Origin of the sequence: Xanthomonas sp. 3307 (assembly GCF_014199735.1) — a bacterium.
Lineage (GTDB): Bacteria > Pseudomonadota > Gammaproteobacteria > Xanthomonadales > Xanthomonadaceae > Xanthomonas_A > Xanthomonas_A rydalmerensis.
Genome location: NZ_JACHOG010000002.1, coordinates 551,999 through 571,150 on the forward strand (window position 1 = coordinate 551,999; position 19,152 = coordinate 571,150).

Consider the following 19,152-nt stretch of genomic DNA (forward strand, 5'->3'; position numbering starts at 1 on the left):
GCCGCTTCGGCGACGCGCACAGTGCGATCGAATCGGCATGAAGCGAGCCATCCCAAGCCCGCCTCTACCACGCTGCGTTACTTGGCGATGACCGATGTCCCCGACGGCACCATGTAGCAGGCCTGCGCCTTGGCACAGGCTTCGGCGTTGATCTCGGCGATCTGGCTGGCCAGGTACTGCTCCGGGGTCAGGCCCATGCGGTTGCGGTAGGCGTTGTCCGCATCGGCCTTGGCCACCTGTTCCTGCTCGCGCTGGCGCTCGGCGGTGGTGGCTTCCACCAGGGTCTTGACCCGCTGCTGCTGCGCCGCGGTCAGGTTCATCTGCTGCAGCACGTCGGGATTGGGGCGAGCACGGCCGAGAGTGATGTTCTGGATCTGGATCGGCAGGCCCTGCTCCTTGACCAGGGCGCGTACGTTCTCGGTCACCGCCTCGTCGATCTTCCGCGCACTGTCTGGGTCGCTCATCATCTTGGTCATGTCGTAGCGCTTGACCTGGTCGCGCACGATCGCCGCGTACTGGCTGGCGACGTTGTTCTTGAACCAGTCCTGGCCGAAACCGGACAGCAGCCGCGCCGGCGCGGTGATCCGGTATTGGATCTGCGTGGAGAAGTCCAACAGGATGTTGTCGCTGGACGAGAAGTCGTCGAAGGCCACCTGCACCGTCTGCGGCGTGGTGTCCACGTACACCGCCGACGTCGTCATCCACGTGTAGGTGCGGCCGGGATCGCGCACGTCGTCCAGGCGGATGCCACCCTTGCCGAACAGCAGCGGCTTGTCCACCAGCACCGCCTGCTGCCCCGGATCGGGCGAGACCACGGTACAGCCGCACAGCGAGGCCGCCACGACGGCGGCCAGCATGGCATGTTTCATCGATGTCCCCCTGAAGGACGGCGCCGCGCGCCGTCGTGTACCGGGATGCTAGCGCATCGTCACGGGCAAGGCATCTGCTGGTCCGCCAAAGCCAGGCACGCATCCGGACCGATCGCTCCTCGCGCCGCAGTCGTCTCACGCCACACCCCGTACCCAAGGCTGACGCTGGCGAATGCCACGTTCGCGTCGGCAGGCTGAAGATCAGAAGGTAGCAGCCTCACTGCTTCGGACTGGCAGGCGCAATCGCACGGCATTGCGCGAGCAACGCCTGGCCGGCGGCGCTTTCTCTCGTCATGGGAAGGCCGCCGAAAGCCCCGAGCACCTCGTCCCGCACACGCTCGGCGCTCTGGGATGAATCGACAAGATGCGGATCGTCCGAGGCCACACCAAAACCTGGTAGCGCCGAGGGCTCCACATGCCCCAATGCCACCAGTTGCCCGCACAGCCCGTAGTGGTAGGCGACATACTCGTTCCCAGCCAGCGACACGTCGCCCGCGGCGAACATACCCACGTGGAAGCCCTCATGCGCCACCAGATCGGCGATGTTGGCCAGCGTCGCCTCTTCGGTCTGCAACACCGGGGCGATGAGGACCAGCTTCGGCCCTCTGCCCATCCTGTAGAAGGTCGCCTGGTAGTCCACCCGACTAGGCACCACCAGCAATGTAATGGCGATGTTCTGCACGTGCGACTGGGCGCTGACGAACGCGAGCGCCTCGGAGGCGACACGGCAGATCTGCTCAGGTGTGCGCTCCAGCCCCTTGGCAAACGCTACCTTGATGCGGCGATCGCTACACACGCTGCGTCGCTGAAAGTGCATAGGCTGCACGGCACCCTGGGTTGCCACCTGAGAGCGCGTCAGAAACAGCCCTATCCCAGTGATAACGCTGTGCTTGTTCATTCCCTCGACAGACATGCGGGGCACATTCGCCGCCACCGCCTGCGTGCAGAACGATCCGATCAAGAGGCATGGAAATGTCAGCAGACGCATCCAACCGCACGCGCGGAACCTGCGCTGCAAGCGCGCGCCGGAGTCGACCAGCGCCAAGGCCATGGTTCTGACGTGCTTGGTCATGGGCCACCTCATGTCAGAGCGCTGCTGTCTCGATGATCCAGCGGGAAGTAGGCGCATAGGTAATCTGTGGATTCAGCGAGAGCGTCTACATGAGGTTCGAGTAGTCGCCGATCTGATTGCAGAGCTCCACAGGCGGGTCGGCCAACGCCATCACTCGGCGCTGGCGCGCCGCCGTGTCGTTCTTTGGTGACACGATGCGATACAGCAAATATAGGCGGCCTTCCTTCTGCCAAAGACCAAAGGTGGAGAGATCGGAGAACCGGTACGCCTTGCCGTCCACCTGATATGCGGTGAAGGCGCACGGCGTAGCTGCCCCACCCGCAGCTCGCATCCAGCGAACGCAAACCGCCTGTTCCTCGCAGGTCGAAGTGATAGGTCCGCCCTGCATCGCTCTCTACGACCGTCGGCGCGATCTTCTGTGCGAGCATCGACCCGTCATCATCCCAATCGATCGCTTGCTTACAGATCGCATCTCCAGAGGCTGCCACCACGACATCGCTAGTAGCGACGTTGGCGCATCCAACCAACGAGAACGCGGTCAGTCCCAGGCACCAGCATGGTCTCACCATCACTTCCTCCTTGCGGCCCCGGCGTCCGTGAAATGGCAGGTCTAGTCGACATCTCACCAAAACATAGCCGACCGCATGGCGTACTGCCCATATCCACCGGATCAACGTCGCCTACCGATGGTGGTTCGGCTCACTGAAGCACCGCCTGGCAGAACTGCGCCATTGCGATTCCCTCGGGCGCGTCTTTGATCACGACGCCGTCCCGCATGAACGGCATGAGATCTTTCGCCGCCGAGATGCCTGCAGCGTTGGATGCATTGACGCTTTCAGAAACGCCTTCGGCGTCCTGTGGAAGTGCAATAAAAGGAAGGTCCTTGCTCCTCACCCATCCCAGGGCCTGCAGTTGCGCACATGCCCCCATCGTGTAGGCAAGACGTTCCTCCTCCTGTATTTCGGATGTTGCGCCGCTGAGGCCACGCAATAGATGAAATGTTTCGTGTGCCGTCGTGGAGACGACATTCGCGGCAGCCAGATCGCTGTCCTTGTCTAGCGCGAATGCATAGCGCGCGCTTGCGCTGGCCGCCGTTGCCAGCGACGACGTGCGGGCAATGAGTTTCCGCCCGGGACTGATCAGATCCACAGTCAGTTTCAACTCGACGTCAGGCAAGGTGGACGCGGCGACGGCGTACTGGAGTGACGCCAGCACCGCGGCACAGGCGGGAGCAGCATAGGTTGCTGCACTCTCTTGTCGTCGCAAGGCGACGTGCAGCGTTCCGCTGCGACACTCGTCCATGACAGTAAACTTTTCGGCCCTACCTGAGCTACCAGGCAACACGCTCACGGTTCTGACGACAAACACCGGCCCAATCCTGGTCATCGCCGTCGCGTGTGCACCCTCCTTGGCGATCAAGTTGGCAGGTGGCACCTTGATCGAGGCGCAGGCAGGCAACAGCAAAAGCGCCATCGCCAGTGCGACGGCGCCGACATGCCACCGCACCGCACGCGGCGCATCCCGTGTCAGCGCGATGTCGATGGCCACTGCTGGCCCAGCACCGCCACCGCGCGTTCCAGCACGGGGTCCTTGCCGTCGCGTAGGTCGGTGCGGGTCGGCGTGGCCACGATGTCCGGCAGCACGCCAACGCCGACGAAGTCGGTGCCGTCGGGGTAGCTGTCGCGTTTGACACAGATCCGCGCCGAGCCGCCGCCGGGCAGGGCCAGCAGCAGCGGCTGGCCGGTGCTCCCACCGGTCGCCTGCCCCACCAATGGACCGCGCCGCATCAGCCGGAATACCGCCGCCGTGTCCTCGCCAGCGGAGAACGTCCCCGCGTCCACCAGCATCGCCACCGGGCCTGAATAGGCGTTCGGTTCCGGCGCCACCGGCTCCTGTTGCACCGGCCGCCATTCGATCAGCCTGGCCCCGCGTGCCTGCGCCAACGACGAGCCGTTGTCGCGCTCGACAGAGCGCAGCGAGGGCAGCGGTGCCGCGGCGACGTAGCGCAGGATCTGCAGGCCGAACCACGTGTTGCCGCCGCCATTGCCGCGCAGGTCCAGGATCAGCCCGCGCGCGGCGCGCACGCGCGGCAGTGCCTGCTTGAGCGCCTGCAGGCTGGCATCGTTCTCCAACTGCGGCACGCGCAGCACCGCCACGCCATCGCGGCGGATGCGCAGCAGCGGCTCCTCCGGCACCTTCACCGCGGTGTAGCCGCTGCGTGCGGCACGCACCTCGCTGCGGCGCCCGTCGGCGTGCTCCACCGACAGTTGCACCGGGGTCGCGGCATCGCCGGACAGCAAGGCATAGGTGTACATGCGCAACTGCAGGTCCTGCGGGGTGGAGCTGCTGAGCTGCGGACGCACCACCCGCTGCGCGTACTGCACCACCGGCTCGCCGTCGATCGCCAGGATGCGGTCACCACGTGCCACCCCTTGGCGGCGCAGCGCGGCATCACTGACCGAGGTCACCACCACCTCCCCGTCCAGCCAGGCCGTCCGCAGCCCGGGGCGGGCATACCAATGGCCCTCCAGTTCCTTGGGCGGCAGGATCCCGCTGTGCCCGTCGCGCAACTGCGCCAGGAACCTCGCCAGTACGCGGTAGTAGGCATCGGTATCCGCCGCACGCTGGACCAGCGGCATCGTCTCCAGGTACAGGCGGTCCCAGTCCAGGTCGGGCACGTGGTCGAACCACACGAAGCGCTCGCGCGCGGCCATCCACACCTGCGACAACCCAGCGACGCGCTGGGCTTCGGTCAACTGCACGGCGTAAGGCACCGCGATCGAGGGCGCCGTGGCATCGCGCACCGCGAGCGCTTCGTGGCGCCGCACCTCGGCCAGGCGCGGGTCGTCCAGCAACGCCGCCGTTGCCGGGTCCTTGTCCACCACGAAGTCGATCAGCCCCTCATGCCAGGACATCGCATCCAGTGCGCGCCAGGCCGCCACCGCCGCGTCGCGGTCGCCGAGCCACACCTGCACGCGCACCAGATCGCCCAGCAGGTTCAGGCGGCGGAAGCGCAGTGTCTTGCTGCCCTCGGCCAGCGCCGCGACCGTCGGGTCGTCCAGATAGTGCAAGCCTTGCTGCAGGGCATCGCGTGCCTGCAGCAGGTCCTCACGCGTGCTCTTGGCGCCGCGCTCGCTGAACTGACCAGCACGGTCGCGGAAGGCGGTGGCCCGTGCATACGCTTGGTCGGCCGGCGTTTCCGCAGCGCTGATCGCCGGCAACAGCAGCAACCACAACAGCACACCCCATCCGTAGCTTCGCATCGCACCCTCGCGCTCGAGCGTTTGAATCGCAGGCCGCAGTATCGGGCATCTGGCGCGCGCCAGCATCACGACGATGCTGGGCAACATCGCAACAGTGAGTGGGTACCGAGAGCCCACACGTATTATCCCAACTGATGTGGTCGAGCCTGTACCTGATCGCGCTGCTCGACGCTCTGTGTCTGACCCTGGCGTTGCGACTCGTTCAACGACTGCAGTTGCGCCAACGTCTCTTCCACCGGTTTGCGCAACGCATCTTCCGTCCGCATGTGCGCGCGCAGGTGCGCGGGGTCGTTGAGCGCGCCCTGGACAACGAACAGGTTCTCGCCTGCCCGTACGTTGCGCGAGTCCTGGCTGAGTACCACATGGTCGATACGCGAGAGCCCGCTTTCTTTTGCAAGGTATGCGGCACTTGCCGCCAACTTGGCGCTGTTGCCGTCGTAATCCCGCCCTAGGCCTTGTTCCAGCTTGACCACCGCAGATTCCGCCTGCTGCAGCAGTGGATCGCGTGGTGGCTCGGGGCCCGCACTAGCGAGCACTGGGGACGCTCCTCGGGCGCCTGGTGTCTCATTCTCGCTGATGGCTTTTTGCCAGAATTTCTGCTCCGGCATTGGGTTGTGATGCTCCTTGTTCAACTCGCTTCCGGGCTTCGGTGCCGGAATGCTGCGGATGTCGTCCTCGTTGTTCAAGGGTTTGAGATCGCCTTCGAATTTCTCGTCGATGACCCCATGCCGGTCCCGACGATGTAGTCCCGCATGGTTGAGAGCACCCCACGTGAAATCGATGCAACTGTTCGTTGCGCCGTTGTATTGCATATCGAAGCCGTACTTCTTTGGATCCGCACCAAAGTCCCTCAGCTTTTCGTACTGCGCTTTATCTATCTCCATCGTGCGCGAGTAGTAAGGATCTTTGTAATCCTTTACGTCATTGTTGAAGACTTTGCCCGGCCCACTGTAGTCCCCATGATGCTTCGGGGCGAAGCCATAGCTGTTCTTCGTCGTGCCATCGTCGATCGCGTAGTAGACATGCCCCGCAGCCGACGTACCGCCAGACAGAAGCGTTGGCGTTCCAGGCGCCGCCACGTACACCGTCACGGTATAACGCTTATCCGGATTATCCATGTCCGCCACCTCTTACTTTCCCTTTGCCGTGTACGCGATCAAGAGCTGCGCATGCGCCTCGACAAGCGCCTCGCGATGCCGATCCACACGCAGCCTCAACCGATAGTGTCCCGCCTTCAGCGACGGGCTGAAGGCGAATGCAAGCTCTCTTTCCGGCTTGCTCGGCGAAAGCAGACCGGCGTCCTGCATCGTGGTCACGTCAGCATCGAAATCGAACAGGCCCGCCGCCGTGCCATCGGCTGGGAGCGGCACAAGCGCTTCTCGCTCACGGTCGATACGCTCACTCCGCTGGAGCCCCACTTTCGTCGCACCAGAAACATCGATCCGCTCAAGCTGGAGAACCGCCAAGATGTCGGTACGCACCAGCCGGTCAGCAAGATCGGCAAGGGCAGTCGCATCCTCGCCTGCGATCCTGACCCCGATGAAGACCGGTGGCGTTTCGTCATCGCCTTGTTTCGGCACGTCAAACTCCACCTGGACTTCCGCTGGACCAGTTGAATCCAGGTTGCGTACCAAGGGCACTTCAGTTCGCATATCGCTTCGCTCCTTGACGACATTCCGTTCCGCAAATTGCGGGGCTCCGCCACATCCCGCCAGCAGCCCCACCACCAGCGCCAGCGCAGGAATGCGCGCCTGGCTCAGTACACTCTTCACGCGGGCCTCCTCGTGGGGATTCGATGCTGGACGCAACGCACAGGCATGCTCGCACAATCACCTTCAACCGACGATAGACGAGGAAATACTCCCTTCATCAGCAGATTGGCAAGCACATCCCCGTGACGCACTCACCGACCGTACGTTCCTACTTCGCCTTGGCCGTGAAGGCGACCAACAGTTCAGGACTCGCCTCCTCCAAGGCACGGACATTGCCCTCGAAGTGGACGGATACCCGATATTGGCCGGGCGGCGTATCCCGAACAAAGGCCAGATCCATTTCACGGTAAAAGGCACTTGGAGCGATCAATCCAGCGGCGCGCATCGTCGGTTCATCTGCATTCGCCTTGAGGAGACCTGGCACATGTCCGTCGCGGTCCAATGCCACCGCGTGGTACTCGGTGCGCCCAACCAGTTCGCTCCGCTGCAATGCCATGGGCTCCTCGCCTGCCGCCGTCAACCGAGAGAGATGGACCTGAGCGGTGACGCCGGCGTAGCGTAAGTGGTCCACTTTGGACAGCGCAGCCTCGGCATCCGGGGCCGTTACCCTCAGTCCAATGAAGATAGGTGGTTCCGGATCATCGGCCTGGGCGGAAACAGCGAAGTCCAACGTGATGGCATCAGACAACACTTGCGGGCTCAGCGGCCTGACCAGCGGCACAGTCGTTCTCATTGCAGATTCCTCCCTGGCATGCGGCGCTCGGTCCGGCGCTGGGGACTGAATCCTGTCAATTGCAGCGTCGCGGCAATGAAGAGGATGCCGATCAGGTGCTTCGCTGTCACCGTGACACGCTCGCTTCGATTCTCTTGCACCAGAGAGTAGTCCGGCCGGCCGACCTGCGCGAGTATGCCGTAGCCCACGCGGACGCTCGCTGCGGCCCTGTTCGGACCAACAGCGCTGGGCCGGCCTTGTCTTACAAAGCGCCCGCGCCGCGCCGCGCCAATGTAGCCAGGATCAATGCAGCCGCCCGCCTCCCACAGGCGGCGCTTCAAGTTCCAGCGCATACACCGCCCGCTCTTCGCGCACGCGGTTGGACGGTGGCTCGGGCAGCGGCTGGCGCGCGATCTGCAGCAGCAGTTCACGCACGTCGTTGGCTGCGGCACAGAGCGTACTGCCCACTTCCGGCAGCGCCTGGCCGGCACACTCGGCCGTATCGCCGGCCGCCACTATCTGGGCGTTGGCCGAGACGGTCTCGGCCAGCTGCATGAGCCTGTCGATCTGCTGCTGCGTCACGCGGAACGTGCCACTGCCGGCATCCAGCGCTGGCTGGGCGGTGGCAACGGACCAGGCGCCGCGCGTCGTGTCGGTGTGCTGGGCGGGATAGGACAGCGCGTCCAGCACCAACTCCACCTGTTCGGCCAACAGCTCCAGGCAGAGCGCCAGTTCGCTCATGCGTACCTTGGGTTCAGCGGCGCGCTCCTCGGCCTGCGTGCGCGGCTGCGCCAGCCGGACCAGGAAGCGCACGTGGTCGCGCAGCTTCGCCAGGCGGAACTGGCTGTCCTCCGGCAGGAAATAGCCGGGCATGTCGTCGTCGTCCAAACGGTCGTGCGCCATCGTTGCCTCCTCGTTCCATGAAGGGGTCCGTCCGCCACGCATGGCGGACGGGAAGTCGGGAGGTTCGAAACCGCTAACAGACGGCGGGCGTATTTCCCCTAGGGGTATTGTATTAGCCGCCCTCCCGACGCAGGCATCGCGTCGGCTTGCGCCCGAGCTTCGGGCACAAAAAACCCACCGGTTTGTCGGAGGTGGGTACCGCTGTTAGAGGAGTTTCGACGCTCCTTGAAGTGGAGAGTGCTACTGCACTCCATGGCGTGTCAATAGCCATTTGTAGACCTTGCATTGGGAAGTCGGATTCCTCTAGCGCGATGTCAGTGGCTACGGAATACTTGCTGCAGACAGCCTCAGCTGGACGCTCGAAGGTAGAGACATGGCGAACGCAATGGAAGAAATGACCGCAGCGCCTGCTAAGAATTTCGAAGGTGGTGCGGCGGCAGCCAGCGAGCTCAGCTTTCCTTGGCTCGCAGCGGTGATGAGCCAATACTCGCAAGTGACCGAGCAGAATCGAGCCGGCCCAGTGGAGCGGTGGAGTTTCATCGTTGGCTTGTTGGGCGCAGGGTTTGGCATGTTGTTCGGCACTGTGCTGGATGGCAAAGCAGCGCTCGTCTGTGCGGCCGCGGGACTCACCATCGAGCTCATTGGCTTTGCAGTCGCCGCCATTTTGCAGATCAAACGTGAGCTGCCTGGCGTGAGACATCCACATGCCAAGCCTGCAGAGCAAATGGAACAGGAGTTTTTCCAGTACCAAGACATCGTCACCGCACTACGCGCGTTTCCGCTTGAGCAGCGCCGTCAACGCGAGACCTTCATGCGTGACCGCCGAACGAACATGCATGAACGCCTGGGCTTGTTCACCGGCGGAATGGAGAAGCTCGGGATCATGCCAGTGCTGCTTGCACTCTATCTTCAGTTCAAGGACTGGCGCCTGGGTGACTGGAGCGTCCTGAGCAAGATCACGGTCGTCCAAAGCGTTCTCGCGTTTTTGCTACTGTTCGCTTACGCGCTTTCCTGGCACCTGATCCGATTGCGCGTTCGCGTGCAGACATACGAGCAGTTGCTTGGTGAAGCGAACCGGCAAGACACTGCCGCGAGTGGTTGAACACGCCTCATCGCGTAGAGAACCACTCCATGAACTCCTCGGCGACGTCGGGCGTGAGCTCGAGGACGACCTCCGCGACCGCGTGCTGCCCCTTCGCAGCGGCGATGGCGGCTAGAGCGCAAGCAAGAAACTCCGGGTTCCAGGCGCGAGAGGGCGCAGCCGCGACCAAAGAGGGAAGTTGAGTGAGGGAATGCAGGTAAGCGGCCCGAAGATCCTCGGGGATCTCGTTCTGGCTCTTCGCGCGGCAGATCTCGACCCAGGCGGGGAACTGGAAGTACCCGTGATCCGCCTTGCCGGGCGCCCGTGCCAATGCATGGACGACATGCGGCACTGCCGCGAAGGAGCCGAGTAGACTTCGCCCTGATGCGCAAGGGCGCTCCACAAGGTGAGCCACGGCTCCGATCCATCCATGGATGAAGGCACCGTCTGTAGCTGCCCCAACAACGCGGGGATATCACTGGCTGAGCCATATGCGTGCTGCAGCTCGGACCAGCGCGGACTTTCGAGACTGAGCACAGTGCATCTCCCGCACGAAATTGATTGAGCTGTGAAGGCCGGATAATAGTAGAGGAAAGTACACCCTGACCCCTGTTCCTGACCCCTGTCCCTGCTTCGTGGGCCACTCCTCCAGCCCCCACATTTGTCTACATTCCCCTGCCAAGGCTCGCTCAAGATTCAAGTGTACCAGCCGATCTGTCGATTGTAGTCTCAGGAGCTCTATTAATGCGGGAAAGTACACAGCAGCAACTCAACTCGATTTTCCAGATATTTCAGGAGATGACAGAAGACAAGCTGCCTCTATATGAGGCTTCCACACCAAAGTTTCTAGCAAAGTGTGAATCCATATCCCTCAAGCTTTTGATTGTATTTCTTTTTATAATTACTGTATTTTCCGCCTCGTCCAAAATATTATCGACAAGTCAGGAAAATAAGATATATTTTTTCTGGATTCTCTACATTCCCCTGGCTTTTTCATGGCTAGTTTATATTACATCGGCAGTTTCCGGATTGGTCGCCATATATCTCCGGCAAAGAAAAATACCGGGCAAGCACGGAATGATCATGAAGAGGATTCAGCGCAATATCGAAGAAGATTACGATCGTGTCGTTAAGCTAAAGCTGTACCCGAAGCATCTCCTGGAATACGCATTTATGCAATACAAGACCACATGGAATGTAATGAATGACAGAAGCGCATTGATAGTAGGCGATCTAAAAAAATTTGGACTCATGCCAGCACTTGCTGCAGCTGCGCTCTCCGCTTCTAGATTAATTAAAGAGGACGCCAACCTAATGCTTTGGTTACCAGTAGCCATGGCAACCTGCATGTATCTCATAGCGTTTGCGGCGATGGCATCTAGGGAACGGCTCCACTATGTGACGGAAACAATTTCCTACGTCATATCTCAATCCGAAGATAAGACTGATGCAGTCGAATCGAATAAAGAGCCCCTGCCACCAAGGCCAGACGCATAGATCTTTCGGGCCAATTTCTGCAATTGGCTTGCGCGCAACCTCCAGTTAGTTTCTTGACTCTCTTCGAATACTCTACGCCTAGAGAATCGCGAAAATAAATTACATGAAATAAAATGGAATAAGAATGATAAGCGATGAAGGCTGGTCCAACTCGGATTTGTACACGTACGATATTCCATCCCTCCGCAAGGGCGACGTAATCCTCTCTACTAGTCCCGAGAAGAATAGCAGTGTTATTCGCAAAGTAACCAAAAGCCCCTATTCTCACGCGATGCTCTACGTCGGCAAAACTATCATACATGCAGACGGCGATGGAGTATTTACGACGAATCCGCAACGGCGACTATTTCCTTCTGGAACTTCTATCGTTCTTAGGCACTTAGCAGCAAGCGATCAACAGCTTGAGTACGCCTGCCAATTTTCCCGTAATTTAGCCGGAACGCTCTACTCGGTCCCCCAAGCAATCCTTACTATTCTTTTTCAGAGGACGGACTTCAAATCACTAAACAACTCTCAATTTTGCTCTCGATTAGTTGCCCAAGCGTACTTTCACGCCGGCATTCCAGTTGTAAAAAATGCTGATTACTGCTCTCCAGGTGAACTCGCCAGGTCCGAATCCTTTGCATTAGTAGCCAGTGCTATTAGGCTTGCGACTCCGGCCGAACTGGAGATTTCAAAAAGAGTAGATACAGTAAAGGTTCATCAAATAAATACGTATGCGTGGCTGCGACCTTTTTCTAAAGCGGTACATGCCGCGGGACTTAAGGCGCCCACTAGCATCGTTGACGCATTTAATTTTGTTTTCGCCAATAGGGATTATGACGAGCGATTAGCTGGGCTACTTGAAGCAAGTGGATATCTTAAAGATTACGAGCTAGACAAAGTCGCCAATCCGCACCGGTACAGCATCGATGAGTTCGTAAGAATCCTAACCGACAATTTCGATGCAGTCCCCACCATTATTTCATCCGAATTTGAGATATCCCTTAATATATTCAATAACGCATTTTCGCAATTCTCGCAATTTAATGGAATAAATTTACGCTCCTTTCGACTACTTACTGAAATGCACTTACAAAGAATGATCCAAGCCCGTGATCGCGCTATAATGATCCACAGTCTTGCAAAGACATGGAAGTTAGACGAATTAGCGTCCGATTCACTAAGGGCGCATTCGGAGATGGAAAGTAAGTTTTCAACCTATGGAAGCGACGATTGACTATCGCTCCCTTCAAGAACGGGATTAGGCTAACTTCTTACACGCCGACACGATTATGCCTGAAAATATTTACGAAGCTTACTCGATGTCGGTGATAGCAATCGTTGACAACGCTTGCAGGCATGGCTCGCCTTCCTCGGCTTGATCCTTCCGGCATACCACAGCAAATAGTACAGCGCGGGAAATCGCCTTCCAGATTTTTTTGGATGACGGCGACCGCATACGCTACCTGCACCTGTTGCGTGGTGCAGTGCATACCAGCGGCTGCCAACTACATGCCTACGTCGCGCTACTATCGCTACATCGAACTCAACCCGATACGCGTTCGTCTGTCGCATCGGCGCCACTGCAGACGGGAGGCTACCGAAGATCAGACCGACATTAGACCTCTATCTCACACGTCTCCCACGACCACCAAATAAGCCACCTGCCAAAGTACTGGATACAAGAGAGCCCGCAATGCGGGCTCTCAGGGCCGATGGGCAGCTAGTGTGTGTCCGATGCCGAATCATGCCTGCTCTCATGCTCAGTGAAGAACGCTCGACATCGGTGAAGCTAGTTAAACCCTCTTCCGGCCTGAAATTCTTCATTGAGCCGCCGAAAGTATGCTGGACGCAGAGTTAGATCTTACCCCCAGGAGCTGACTCCATCCGCAGGAGAATTATGGCTATTCATAGGCAGGTGTCAACTCTTTCCGCTTAAGCATTTCAGCAAGACTGGCTTGCGAGCTCCAGTCGGTAAAGGAAATCCAGCTGCTTTGGCTGAGAATTTCCCTAGCGATTTCCTCAGAACAATCCGCTCCGAGCACCGCCTTGTGACCATGCCTCACGACATCGACTTTAACATTATCATCTAGATATGGGCAGGAAATGAACTCACTCAACAGAAGCGCATGGGATGCATCAGCCATCGGCTGAAAAAATTTTGAATAAATCCTTCTTAGTAGTTCTTGCTGACAGAATGATAGGATTAGCGAAAATCTTCGACGCCTCCTACATAAGAACATGAGAGCAGAAAGCTGAAAGATAGAAAATTTTTCCAGATCGGAAGCACTGCTTGCCGGACCAAGATATCGCTCAATATCACTCAATTCAAGTCGCCTCCCTTCCGTGAGCAATAGATCAACGCAACAGATGTGGTTTATTCGAGTAACCTCGTCTGCGTCATTACTTGAACTCCCCATTGCCTCATCCCTTAGGCCATCGATTATCTGTCGCTCAAGTGGCCCTCTCGCGCAGCCAAAAGACGACGCTAAATCCACTAGCAACGAATAGATAGAAGCGAGCTTAACTGATGTAGTAGCTCGATGATCGGTCGAATATAAGAATTGCGAAGCCCTCATTATAGCTATCAGCCAAGCGAGTCTAGTTACGCTTCCACCAACAAACTTCATTTCGTTATGCCGAATTTTAAATATTATTTCCTCCAACTTTCTTTTGAGAACCGCTAACGCGAATGACGCAGCATTTCCATATGTAGTACCAAGCTGTACTGACAGCTTTCGAACCGACGACACGAACTCATTTTTAGCAAACTCAATCACTTGAGGGGTAAGAGTGTTCACCTCAATATCAACGTCAAGAACAGCCTTCGTTCGATCAAAGAACGAATCTACCGAGTTAGCAACACTACCTCTCGCAACACTTATCTTTGAAACAAAGGGACGATCTAGCACCTCTTTCTTTGCTGAATTCAGATGAAGGTTTAAATCAAGAAGCGCCCTCCTGATCAAATCTTCAACGACATCCAAAACGTCTTTTGAATTGGAAAAAACATAGTAATCATCAACATATCTCTTCACCAAGACCGATGGGCTGCGCCCATCCAAAGATATGGCAATCTCTCTATCTGCGGACTGCAAAATTATCTCCGCAAATACCCTCGAATATTCAGGGCCAACTAAAATTCCATGGGTTTCATTCCAGTTCCCATGCCTTACAGCTGCATCAAAATCAGCCTCGAAAGTTGAGTGTTTTCTGGACAAATGTGTTTTGGCGAAGTCCTTACCTCGCATCCCCCATTCGATGCTGTGTGTATAGATTGATTCAAAGCACCTAGCAACGTCCAGCTTCATCAAAAAGGAATATTTTCGTTCAAGCTCTAAAAACTCTTCGCTTTCAAAGAATCTGTGACTGAGACTGTAATCTCTGTAGCTAAAGTAGGTTGAGGCCCACTTACTTTGATTCCTGAAGCCAGCAGGATCTTCATCGACGACGGCGGTTGAAGTCGACTGAACTGGCTGGGCATATCGGCTATCGATGTAGTGAGTAGCCACTCTGCTAGGATAGCGGAGTGATGCTTGGCTCCTCGCGCAAGCATTAGTTATGAAAAATTCGTACTTGCTGTAAAGAAGCGAAATTCGATGCTGACTTATTGGATGTGGAACCGACAAGCGCCTTGGTGCCTGCGTAGCTCGAGATATCTCGAAGTTGAGCGGCTTTGTCGGCTTCGTAGATTTCCCATACAGTAAAAATGCAGCGTGCAGCTTATGAGAACCAGGTTTCTTACGCTCCTGCATCGCAAAAGCTGCAAAATTTGCATTAGTGAAAAATATAGGAACTTCATATGGAAGTGTATCAGTAAGAAGGCTTCGCTCGCGAGCCTTTATGTCTATCTTTTTTTTAGAGGACATCGCCCCATGTCCTTTTAATTTGTAGAACACGAGCTTTTGAAAATGATGCACGATGCTTTTTTTCGTGCCCGTGTACAAACGAATGCCTTAGGAGCTCCCTACGCTGGATGTAGCTTAGGCTGTGCGCCGCCGAAACTCTCCGTAGCTTAGTCCTTAGAAATTTATCTATACCATCCAAAGAGCAGTCTGAAAATCTATGGGGCTGAGGCGGCTCTTCATACTGACTGTACGTAAATGCAACGCCAGATGACAATCGCGAATCTCTAATTGACTTGTCGATAGTGACATTAGAGGTTAGATATTTCACTGAATCGACAAGCAAATCCAAATCGCCAGTTTTCTTGTAATCCAGCACTGCCCTTGATATTTTTTTCTTTATCTTATCAGCTTTCGCCTTTGCAACCATCGCATAGCACTTAGGACTTGCAAGAGCGGCTCCAGTTGAAAATATCAAGCGATACCCAAGATAATCAATATGTTCAAGATTATCAACGCCTTTATAGCAGTTGCATTTATTTGCGCACGGGCACTTCCCAACAGCGTGGGTGCATTCGAAGGCACAATGGCACCCAACGTCCACGGCCCTGAGTTTTGCTGCGTTTAATGCTAGACCCTGAGCTTTAACAATCTCAGATATCTCTTCAAAGACGGACTTTGATTGCCGTGTAGCAAGGACAAGAATGTCGTCTACGTAACGAATATAGAGATAGACGCCTTTCATCCGCCCTATCTTACTATCTAAAACCTTCAGATAGAGTTCCGCCAATGTAGACGAAACTAAGATCCCCCTAGGCAAACCCCGCGTATATTTGTTTGCGCCAAAGTGCCGCGCTTGCATCAAGAATATATCCAGAAGATGAATGGTTTGGGTTGAGACCTTTGCATCTTCGCGGAGCTTTTCGATAACTTCGCGCGGAGTAATACTCTCGAAACATGATTTTAGGTCAAGTGATATAACCCCTTTGGGCGTCCATTCCGCAAGGGCGGTCTTTGCCAAACTGACTGCCTGAGCACGCTGAGTCTGACGAATTCCGTAAGCTCTTCTTATGTTGTCATTTATCTTCCTTAGCACAAGTGCATCGGCTGTATTCGAGGTAGATAGTGCAGGCTTACCGGACGCACTCGCAGAAAAAATTCCGGTGAATCTAAACCTACCTCTTGCAACGTCTTCTTCGACAGAACTAGCCAACTTCAACCAGTCATCCTTTGTCTTGGGAGAATTTCTCCTAAGACTTTCGGGAATTCTGCGCCCCTTCATCCAGAAAAGATTCTGGGCAGTAAAGTCTTGCGTAGGCTTCATTCTCCCCCTCCATAGAGCTGTCCTGAACTTACGATCCTAGCAACGTTCGTGGCGTGAGACATCTACCACGCAGCTAATGCGCTAAGTATCGGTCCAAGCGAGCGGGAGCTCGCAAGCACCGCCCTCAGAAACAAAAAAGCGGCCAGAGGCCGCGTTTTTGTTTCATCTAATCGCAGCAATCAAACCCCAACCGGATTCGCTTTCTCCGGATCAATCTTGTACTGCTTGATCGCCCGAGCCACATCCTTGCCGGTCATCTTCCCATCCTTCGCCAACGCCGCAATGGCGGCATGCGCGATGTAGTACCGATCCACTTCGAAGAACCGACGCAGGTTGGCGCGGGTATCCGAACGACCAAACCCGTCCGTCCCCAGCACGGTGTAGTGCATCGGCACGAAGGCGCGGATCTGGTCGGCGAAGGCGCGCACGTAGTCGGTGGCGGCGATGGCCGGGCCCTGGCGGCCTTCCAGCAGCTGGGTGACGAACGGCTTGCGCTGTTCGCCTTCCGGGTGCAGGCGGTTCCAGCGCTCGGCGTCGAATCCGTCGCGGCGCAGCTCGTTGAAGCTGGGGCAGGACCAGATGTCGGCGGTGACGCCGAAATCCTTGTCCAGCAGCTCGGCGGCGGCGATGGCTTCGCGCAGGATGGTGCCCGAGCCCAGCAGCTGCACGCGCAGTTCGCCCTTCTTGGGCTTGCCGGCGTCCTTGAGCAGGTACATGCCCTTGATGATGCCGTCTTCCGCGCCCGCCGGCATTTCCGGGTGGGCGTAGTTCTCGTTCATCAGGGTGATGTAGTAGTACTCGTCCACCTGCTCCTGCATCATCCGCTGGATGCCGTACTGCATGACCACGGTGACTTCGTAGCCGAAGGTGGGGTCGTAGCTGCGCACGTTCGGGATGGAGCCGGCGATGACCTGGCTGAAGCCGTCTTCGTGCTGCAGGCCTTCACCATTCAACGTGGTGCGGCCGGCGGTGCCGCCGAGCAGGAAGCCGCGGGTGCGCATGTCCGCCGCCTGCCAGGCGATGTCGCCCACGCGCTGGAAGCCGAACATGGAGTAGTAGATGTAGAACGGCAGCATCGGCACGTTGCTGACCGAGTAGCTGGTGCCGGCGGCCATCCACGAGGAGATCGCGCCCGGCTCGCTGATGCCCTGCTGCAGCACCTGGCCGGACTGGTCTTCGCGGTAGAACATCAGCTGGTCGGCGTCCACCGGCTTGTACTTCTGGCCGAACGGGGCGTAGATGCCGATCTGCCGGAACATGCCTTCCATGCCGAAGGTGCGCGCTTCGTCGGCCACGATCGGCACGATACGCGGGCCCAGTTCCTTGTCGCGCAGGGCGATGTTGAGGCTCTGCACGAAGGCCATGGTGGTGGAGTAGCTGCGCTCGCCGCTGTCCTTGAGCAGGCGCTCGAACTTGTCCAGGCCCGGTGCCGGGATGGACAGGTCGGCCTTGCGGCGACGCTGCGGCAGGTAGCCGCCCATCGCGGCGCGACGCTCCTGCAGATACTGCACTTCCGGCGAGTCCGGGCCGGGGTGGTAGAACGGCACCTGCTCGGCGTCGGCCAGCTGCTTGTCGCTGAGCGGGATGTTGAAGCGGTCGCGGAACGCGCGCACGGCGTCGTCGTCCAGCTTCTTGGTCTGGTGGGTGGGGTTCAGCGCCTCGCCGGCCGAGCCCATGCCGTAGCCCTTGACGGTCTTGGCCAGGATCACGGTGGGCATGCCCTTGGTGTTCACTGCCTGGTGGTAGGCGGCGTAGACCTTGTGCGGATCGTGGCCGCCGCGGTTCAGGCGCCAGATGTCGTCGTCGGACAGGCCGGCGACCATGGCCGCGGTCTCCGGGTACTTGCCGAAGAAGTTGGCACGGGTATAGGCGCCGCCGAAGGCCTTGCAGTTCTGGTACTCGCCGTCGACGGTTTCCATCATCAGCTTCTTGAGGACGCCGTTGGTGTCCTTGGCCAGCAGGGCGTCCCAGTAGCCGCCCCACAGCAGCTTGATGACGTTCCAGCCGCCGCCGCGGAACACGCCTTCCAGTTCCTGGATGATCTTGCCGTTGCCGCGCACCGGGCCGTCCAGGCGCTGCAGGTTGCAGTTGACCACGAAGATCAGGTTGTCCAGGCCTTCGCGGCCGGCCAGGGCGATGGCGCCCAGGGTCTCGGGCTCGTCGCTCTCGCCGTCGCCGATGAAGCACCACACCTTGCGGTCGGACTTCTCGATCAGGCCGCGGTGCTCCAGGTACTTCATGAACTGCGCCTGGTAGATGGCGCTGAGCGGGCCCAGGCCCATCGACACGGTGGGGGTCTGCCAGAAGTCCGGCATCAGCCACGGGTGCGGATAGGAGGAGATGCCCTGCCCGTCCACTTCCATGCGGAAGTTGTTGAGCTGGTCTTCGCTGATGCGGCCTTCCAGGAAGGCGCGGGCGTAGATGCCGGGGGAGCTGTGGCCCTGGATGTACAGCAGGTCGCCGGGGTGCTTGTCCGAGGGCGCGCGCCAGAAGTGGTTGAAGCCCACGTCGTACAGGGTGGCGCTGGAGGCGAAGGAGGCGATGTGGCCGCCCAGGTCGCCCGGCTTGCGGTTGGCGCGGACCACGGTGGCCATCGCGTTCCAGCGGATGATCGAGCGGATCTTCCACTCGATGGCCGCATCGCCCGGGCTCTTGGCCTCGTTGGCGGGGGAGATGGTGTTGACGTACTCGGTGGTCGGCGAGAACGGCAGGTAGGCGCCGGAACGACGGGTCAGTTCGACCATGTCCTCCAGCAGCTGATGCGCGCGCTCGGGGCCTGCGACATCGATGACGGCCTTGAGCGATTCGATCCACTCCTGGGTCTCAGTGGGGTTCGGATCGTTCTGCAGCACCTCGTTCAACCAGTTCATAACGCTCCCGTAGGTCGCACGC

17 protein-coding genes are annotated in these 19,152 nt (G+C 58.2%); 3 read left to right on the forward strand and 14 right to left on the reverse strand.

The features are described 5' to 3' along the window. Window positions 1-77: 77 nt before the first annotated feature. The 10 genes from GGR64_RS07310 to GGR64_RS07350 form a co-directional block, all read right to left on the reverse strand. Window positions 78-857: an SPFH domain-containing protein gene (locus tag GGR64_RS07310; RefSeq protein ID WP_184645235.1), complete on the reverse strand. Its 780-nt coding sequence runs from the start codon at window positions 855-857 to the stop codon at window positions 78-80. Between the two features lie 229 nt (window positions 858-1,086). Then, complete coding sequence (locus GGR64_RS07315; RefSeq protein WP_260302941.1) at window positions 1,087-1,941, reverse strand: hypothetical protein; 855 nt, start codon at window positions 1,939-1,941, stop codon at window positions 1,087-1,089. A gap of 85 nt (window positions 1,942-2,026) precedes the next feature. Beyond that, window positions 2,027-2,221, reverse strand: a complete 195-nt coding sequence (locus GGR64_RS07320) for a hypothetical protein (RefSeq protein ID WP_260302942.1) — start codon at window positions 2,219-2,221, stop codon at window positions 2,027-2,029. Window positions 2,222-2,640: 419 nt separating this feature from the next. Beyond that, the gene (locus GGR64_RS07325) at window positions 2,641-3,489 is read right to left on the reverse strand and encodes a hypothetical protein (protein ID WP_326520314.1); all 849 of its coding nucleotides are present in this window, start codon (window positions 3,487-3,489) and stop codon (window positions 2,641-2,643) included. Then, window positions 3,468-5,204, reverse strand: a complete 1,737-nt coding sequence (locus GGR64_RS07330) for a S41 family peptidase (RefSeq protein WP_184644868.1) — start codon at window positions 5,202-5,204, stop codon at window positions 3,468-3,470. The genes GGR64_RS07325 and GGR64_RS07330 overlap by 22 nt, the downstream gene beginning before the upstream one ends. 122 nt (window positions 5,205-5,326) lie before the next feature. Next, a complete protein-coding gene (locus tag GGR64_RS07335) occupies window positions 5,327-6,322 on the reverse strand; it encodes an XVIPCD domain-containing protein (protein ID WP_260302943.1) in 996 nt (331 codons plus the stop codon). A 12-nt stretch (window positions 6,323-6,334) separates the two neighbouring features. Then, the gene (locus tag GGR64_RS07340; protein WP_326520315.1) at window positions 6,335-6,976 is read right to left on the reverse strand and encodes a hypothetical protein; all 642 of its coding nucleotides are present in this window, start codon (window positions 6,974-6,976) and stop codon (window positions 6,335-6,337) included. Between the two features lie 148 nt (window positions 6,977-7,124). Next, window positions 7,125-7,649: a hypothetical protein gene (locus GGR64_RS07345; protein WP_184644870.1), complete on the reverse strand. Its 525-nt coding sequence runs from the start codon at window positions 7,647-7,649 to the stop codon at window positions 7,125-7,127. After that, on the reverse strand, window positions 7,646-7,837 hold the full coding sequence (locus tag GGR64_RS20685) for a hypothetical protein (protein WP_221236099.1): 192 nt from the start codon (window positions 7,835-7,837) through the stop codon (window positions 7,646-7,648). The genes GGR64_RS07345 and GGR64_RS20685 overlap by 4 nt, the downstream gene beginning before the upstream one ends. A 94-nt stretch (window positions 7,838-7,931) precedes the next feature. Then, complete coding sequence (locus tag GGR64_RS07350) at window positions 7,932-8,531, reverse strand: hypothetical protein (RefSeq protein ID WP_184644872.1); 600 nt, start codon at window positions 8,529-8,531, stop codon at window positions 7,932-7,934. A gap of 373 nt (window positions 8,532-8,904) precedes the next feature. On the opposite strand from GGR64_RS07350, the gene GGR64_RS07355 reads away from it, so the two are divergent. Further along, window positions 8,905-9,633, forward strand: a complete 729-nt coding sequence (locus GGR64_RS07355; protein WP_260302944.1) for a hypothetical protein — start codon at window positions 8,905-8,907, stop codon at window positions 9,631-9,633. Between the two features lie 7 nt (window positions 9,634-9,640). On the opposite strand, the gene GGR64_RS20690 is transcribed toward GGR64_RS07355, so the two are convergent. After that, window positions 9,641-9,964, reverse strand: a complete 324-nt coding sequence (locus GGR64_RS20690) for a hypothetical protein (protein ID WP_221236100.1) — start codon at window positions 9,962-9,964, stop codon at window positions 9,641-9,643. Between the two features lie 392 nt (window positions 9,965-10,356). Here GGR64_RS20690 and GGR64_RS07365 point away from each other — a divergent pair, with 392 nt between their 5' ends. Then, window positions 10,357-11,109 (forward strand): hypothetical protein, encoded by a 753-nt coding sequence (locus GGR64_RS07365; RefSeq protein ID WP_184644874.1) that lies wholly within the window; start codon window positions 10,357-10,359, stop codon window positions 11,107-11,109. Window positions 11,110-11,233: 124 nt separating this feature from the next. Beyond that, a complete protein-coding gene (locus GGR64_RS07370) occupies window positions 11,234-12,328 on the forward strand; it encodes a YiiX/YebB-like N1pC/P60 family cysteine hydrolase (protein ID WP_184644876.1) in 1,095 nt (364 codons plus the stop codon). Window positions 12,329-12,995: 667 nt separating this feature from the next. Here GGR64_RS07370 and drt3b read toward each other — a convergent pair. The 3 genes from drt3b to aceE all read right to left on the reverse strand — a co-directional run bounded on the left by drt3b (window position 12,996) and on the right by aceE (window position 19,130). Continuing rightward, window positions 12,996-14,960 (reverse strand): antiviral reverse transcriptase Drt3b, encoded by a 1,965-nt coding sequence (gene drt3b, locus GGR64_RS07375; RefSeq protein ID WP_184644878.1) that lies wholly within the window; start codon window positions 14,958-14,960, stop codon window positions 12,996-12,998. After that, on the reverse strand, window positions 14,950-16,260 hold the full coding sequence (gene drt3a / locus GGR64_RS07380) for an antiviral reverse transcriptase Drt3a (RefSeq protein WP_184644880.1): 1,311 nt from the start codon (window positions 16,258-16,260) through the stop codon (window positions 14,950-14,952). Before drt3a ends, drt3b begins: the two co-directional genes overlap by 11 nt. 179 nt (window positions 16,261-16,439) lie before the next feature. After that, window positions 16,440-19,130 carry a pyruvate dehydrogenase (acetyl-transferring), homodimeric type gene (aceE, locus tag GGR64_RS07385; protein ID WP_184644882.1) on the reverse strand — a complete coding sequence of 897 codons (2,691 nt, stop codon included), beginning with the start codon at window positions 19,128-19,130 and terminating at the stop codon, window positions 16,440-16,442. Between the last annotated feature and the right edge of the window lie 22 nt (window positions 19,131-19,152).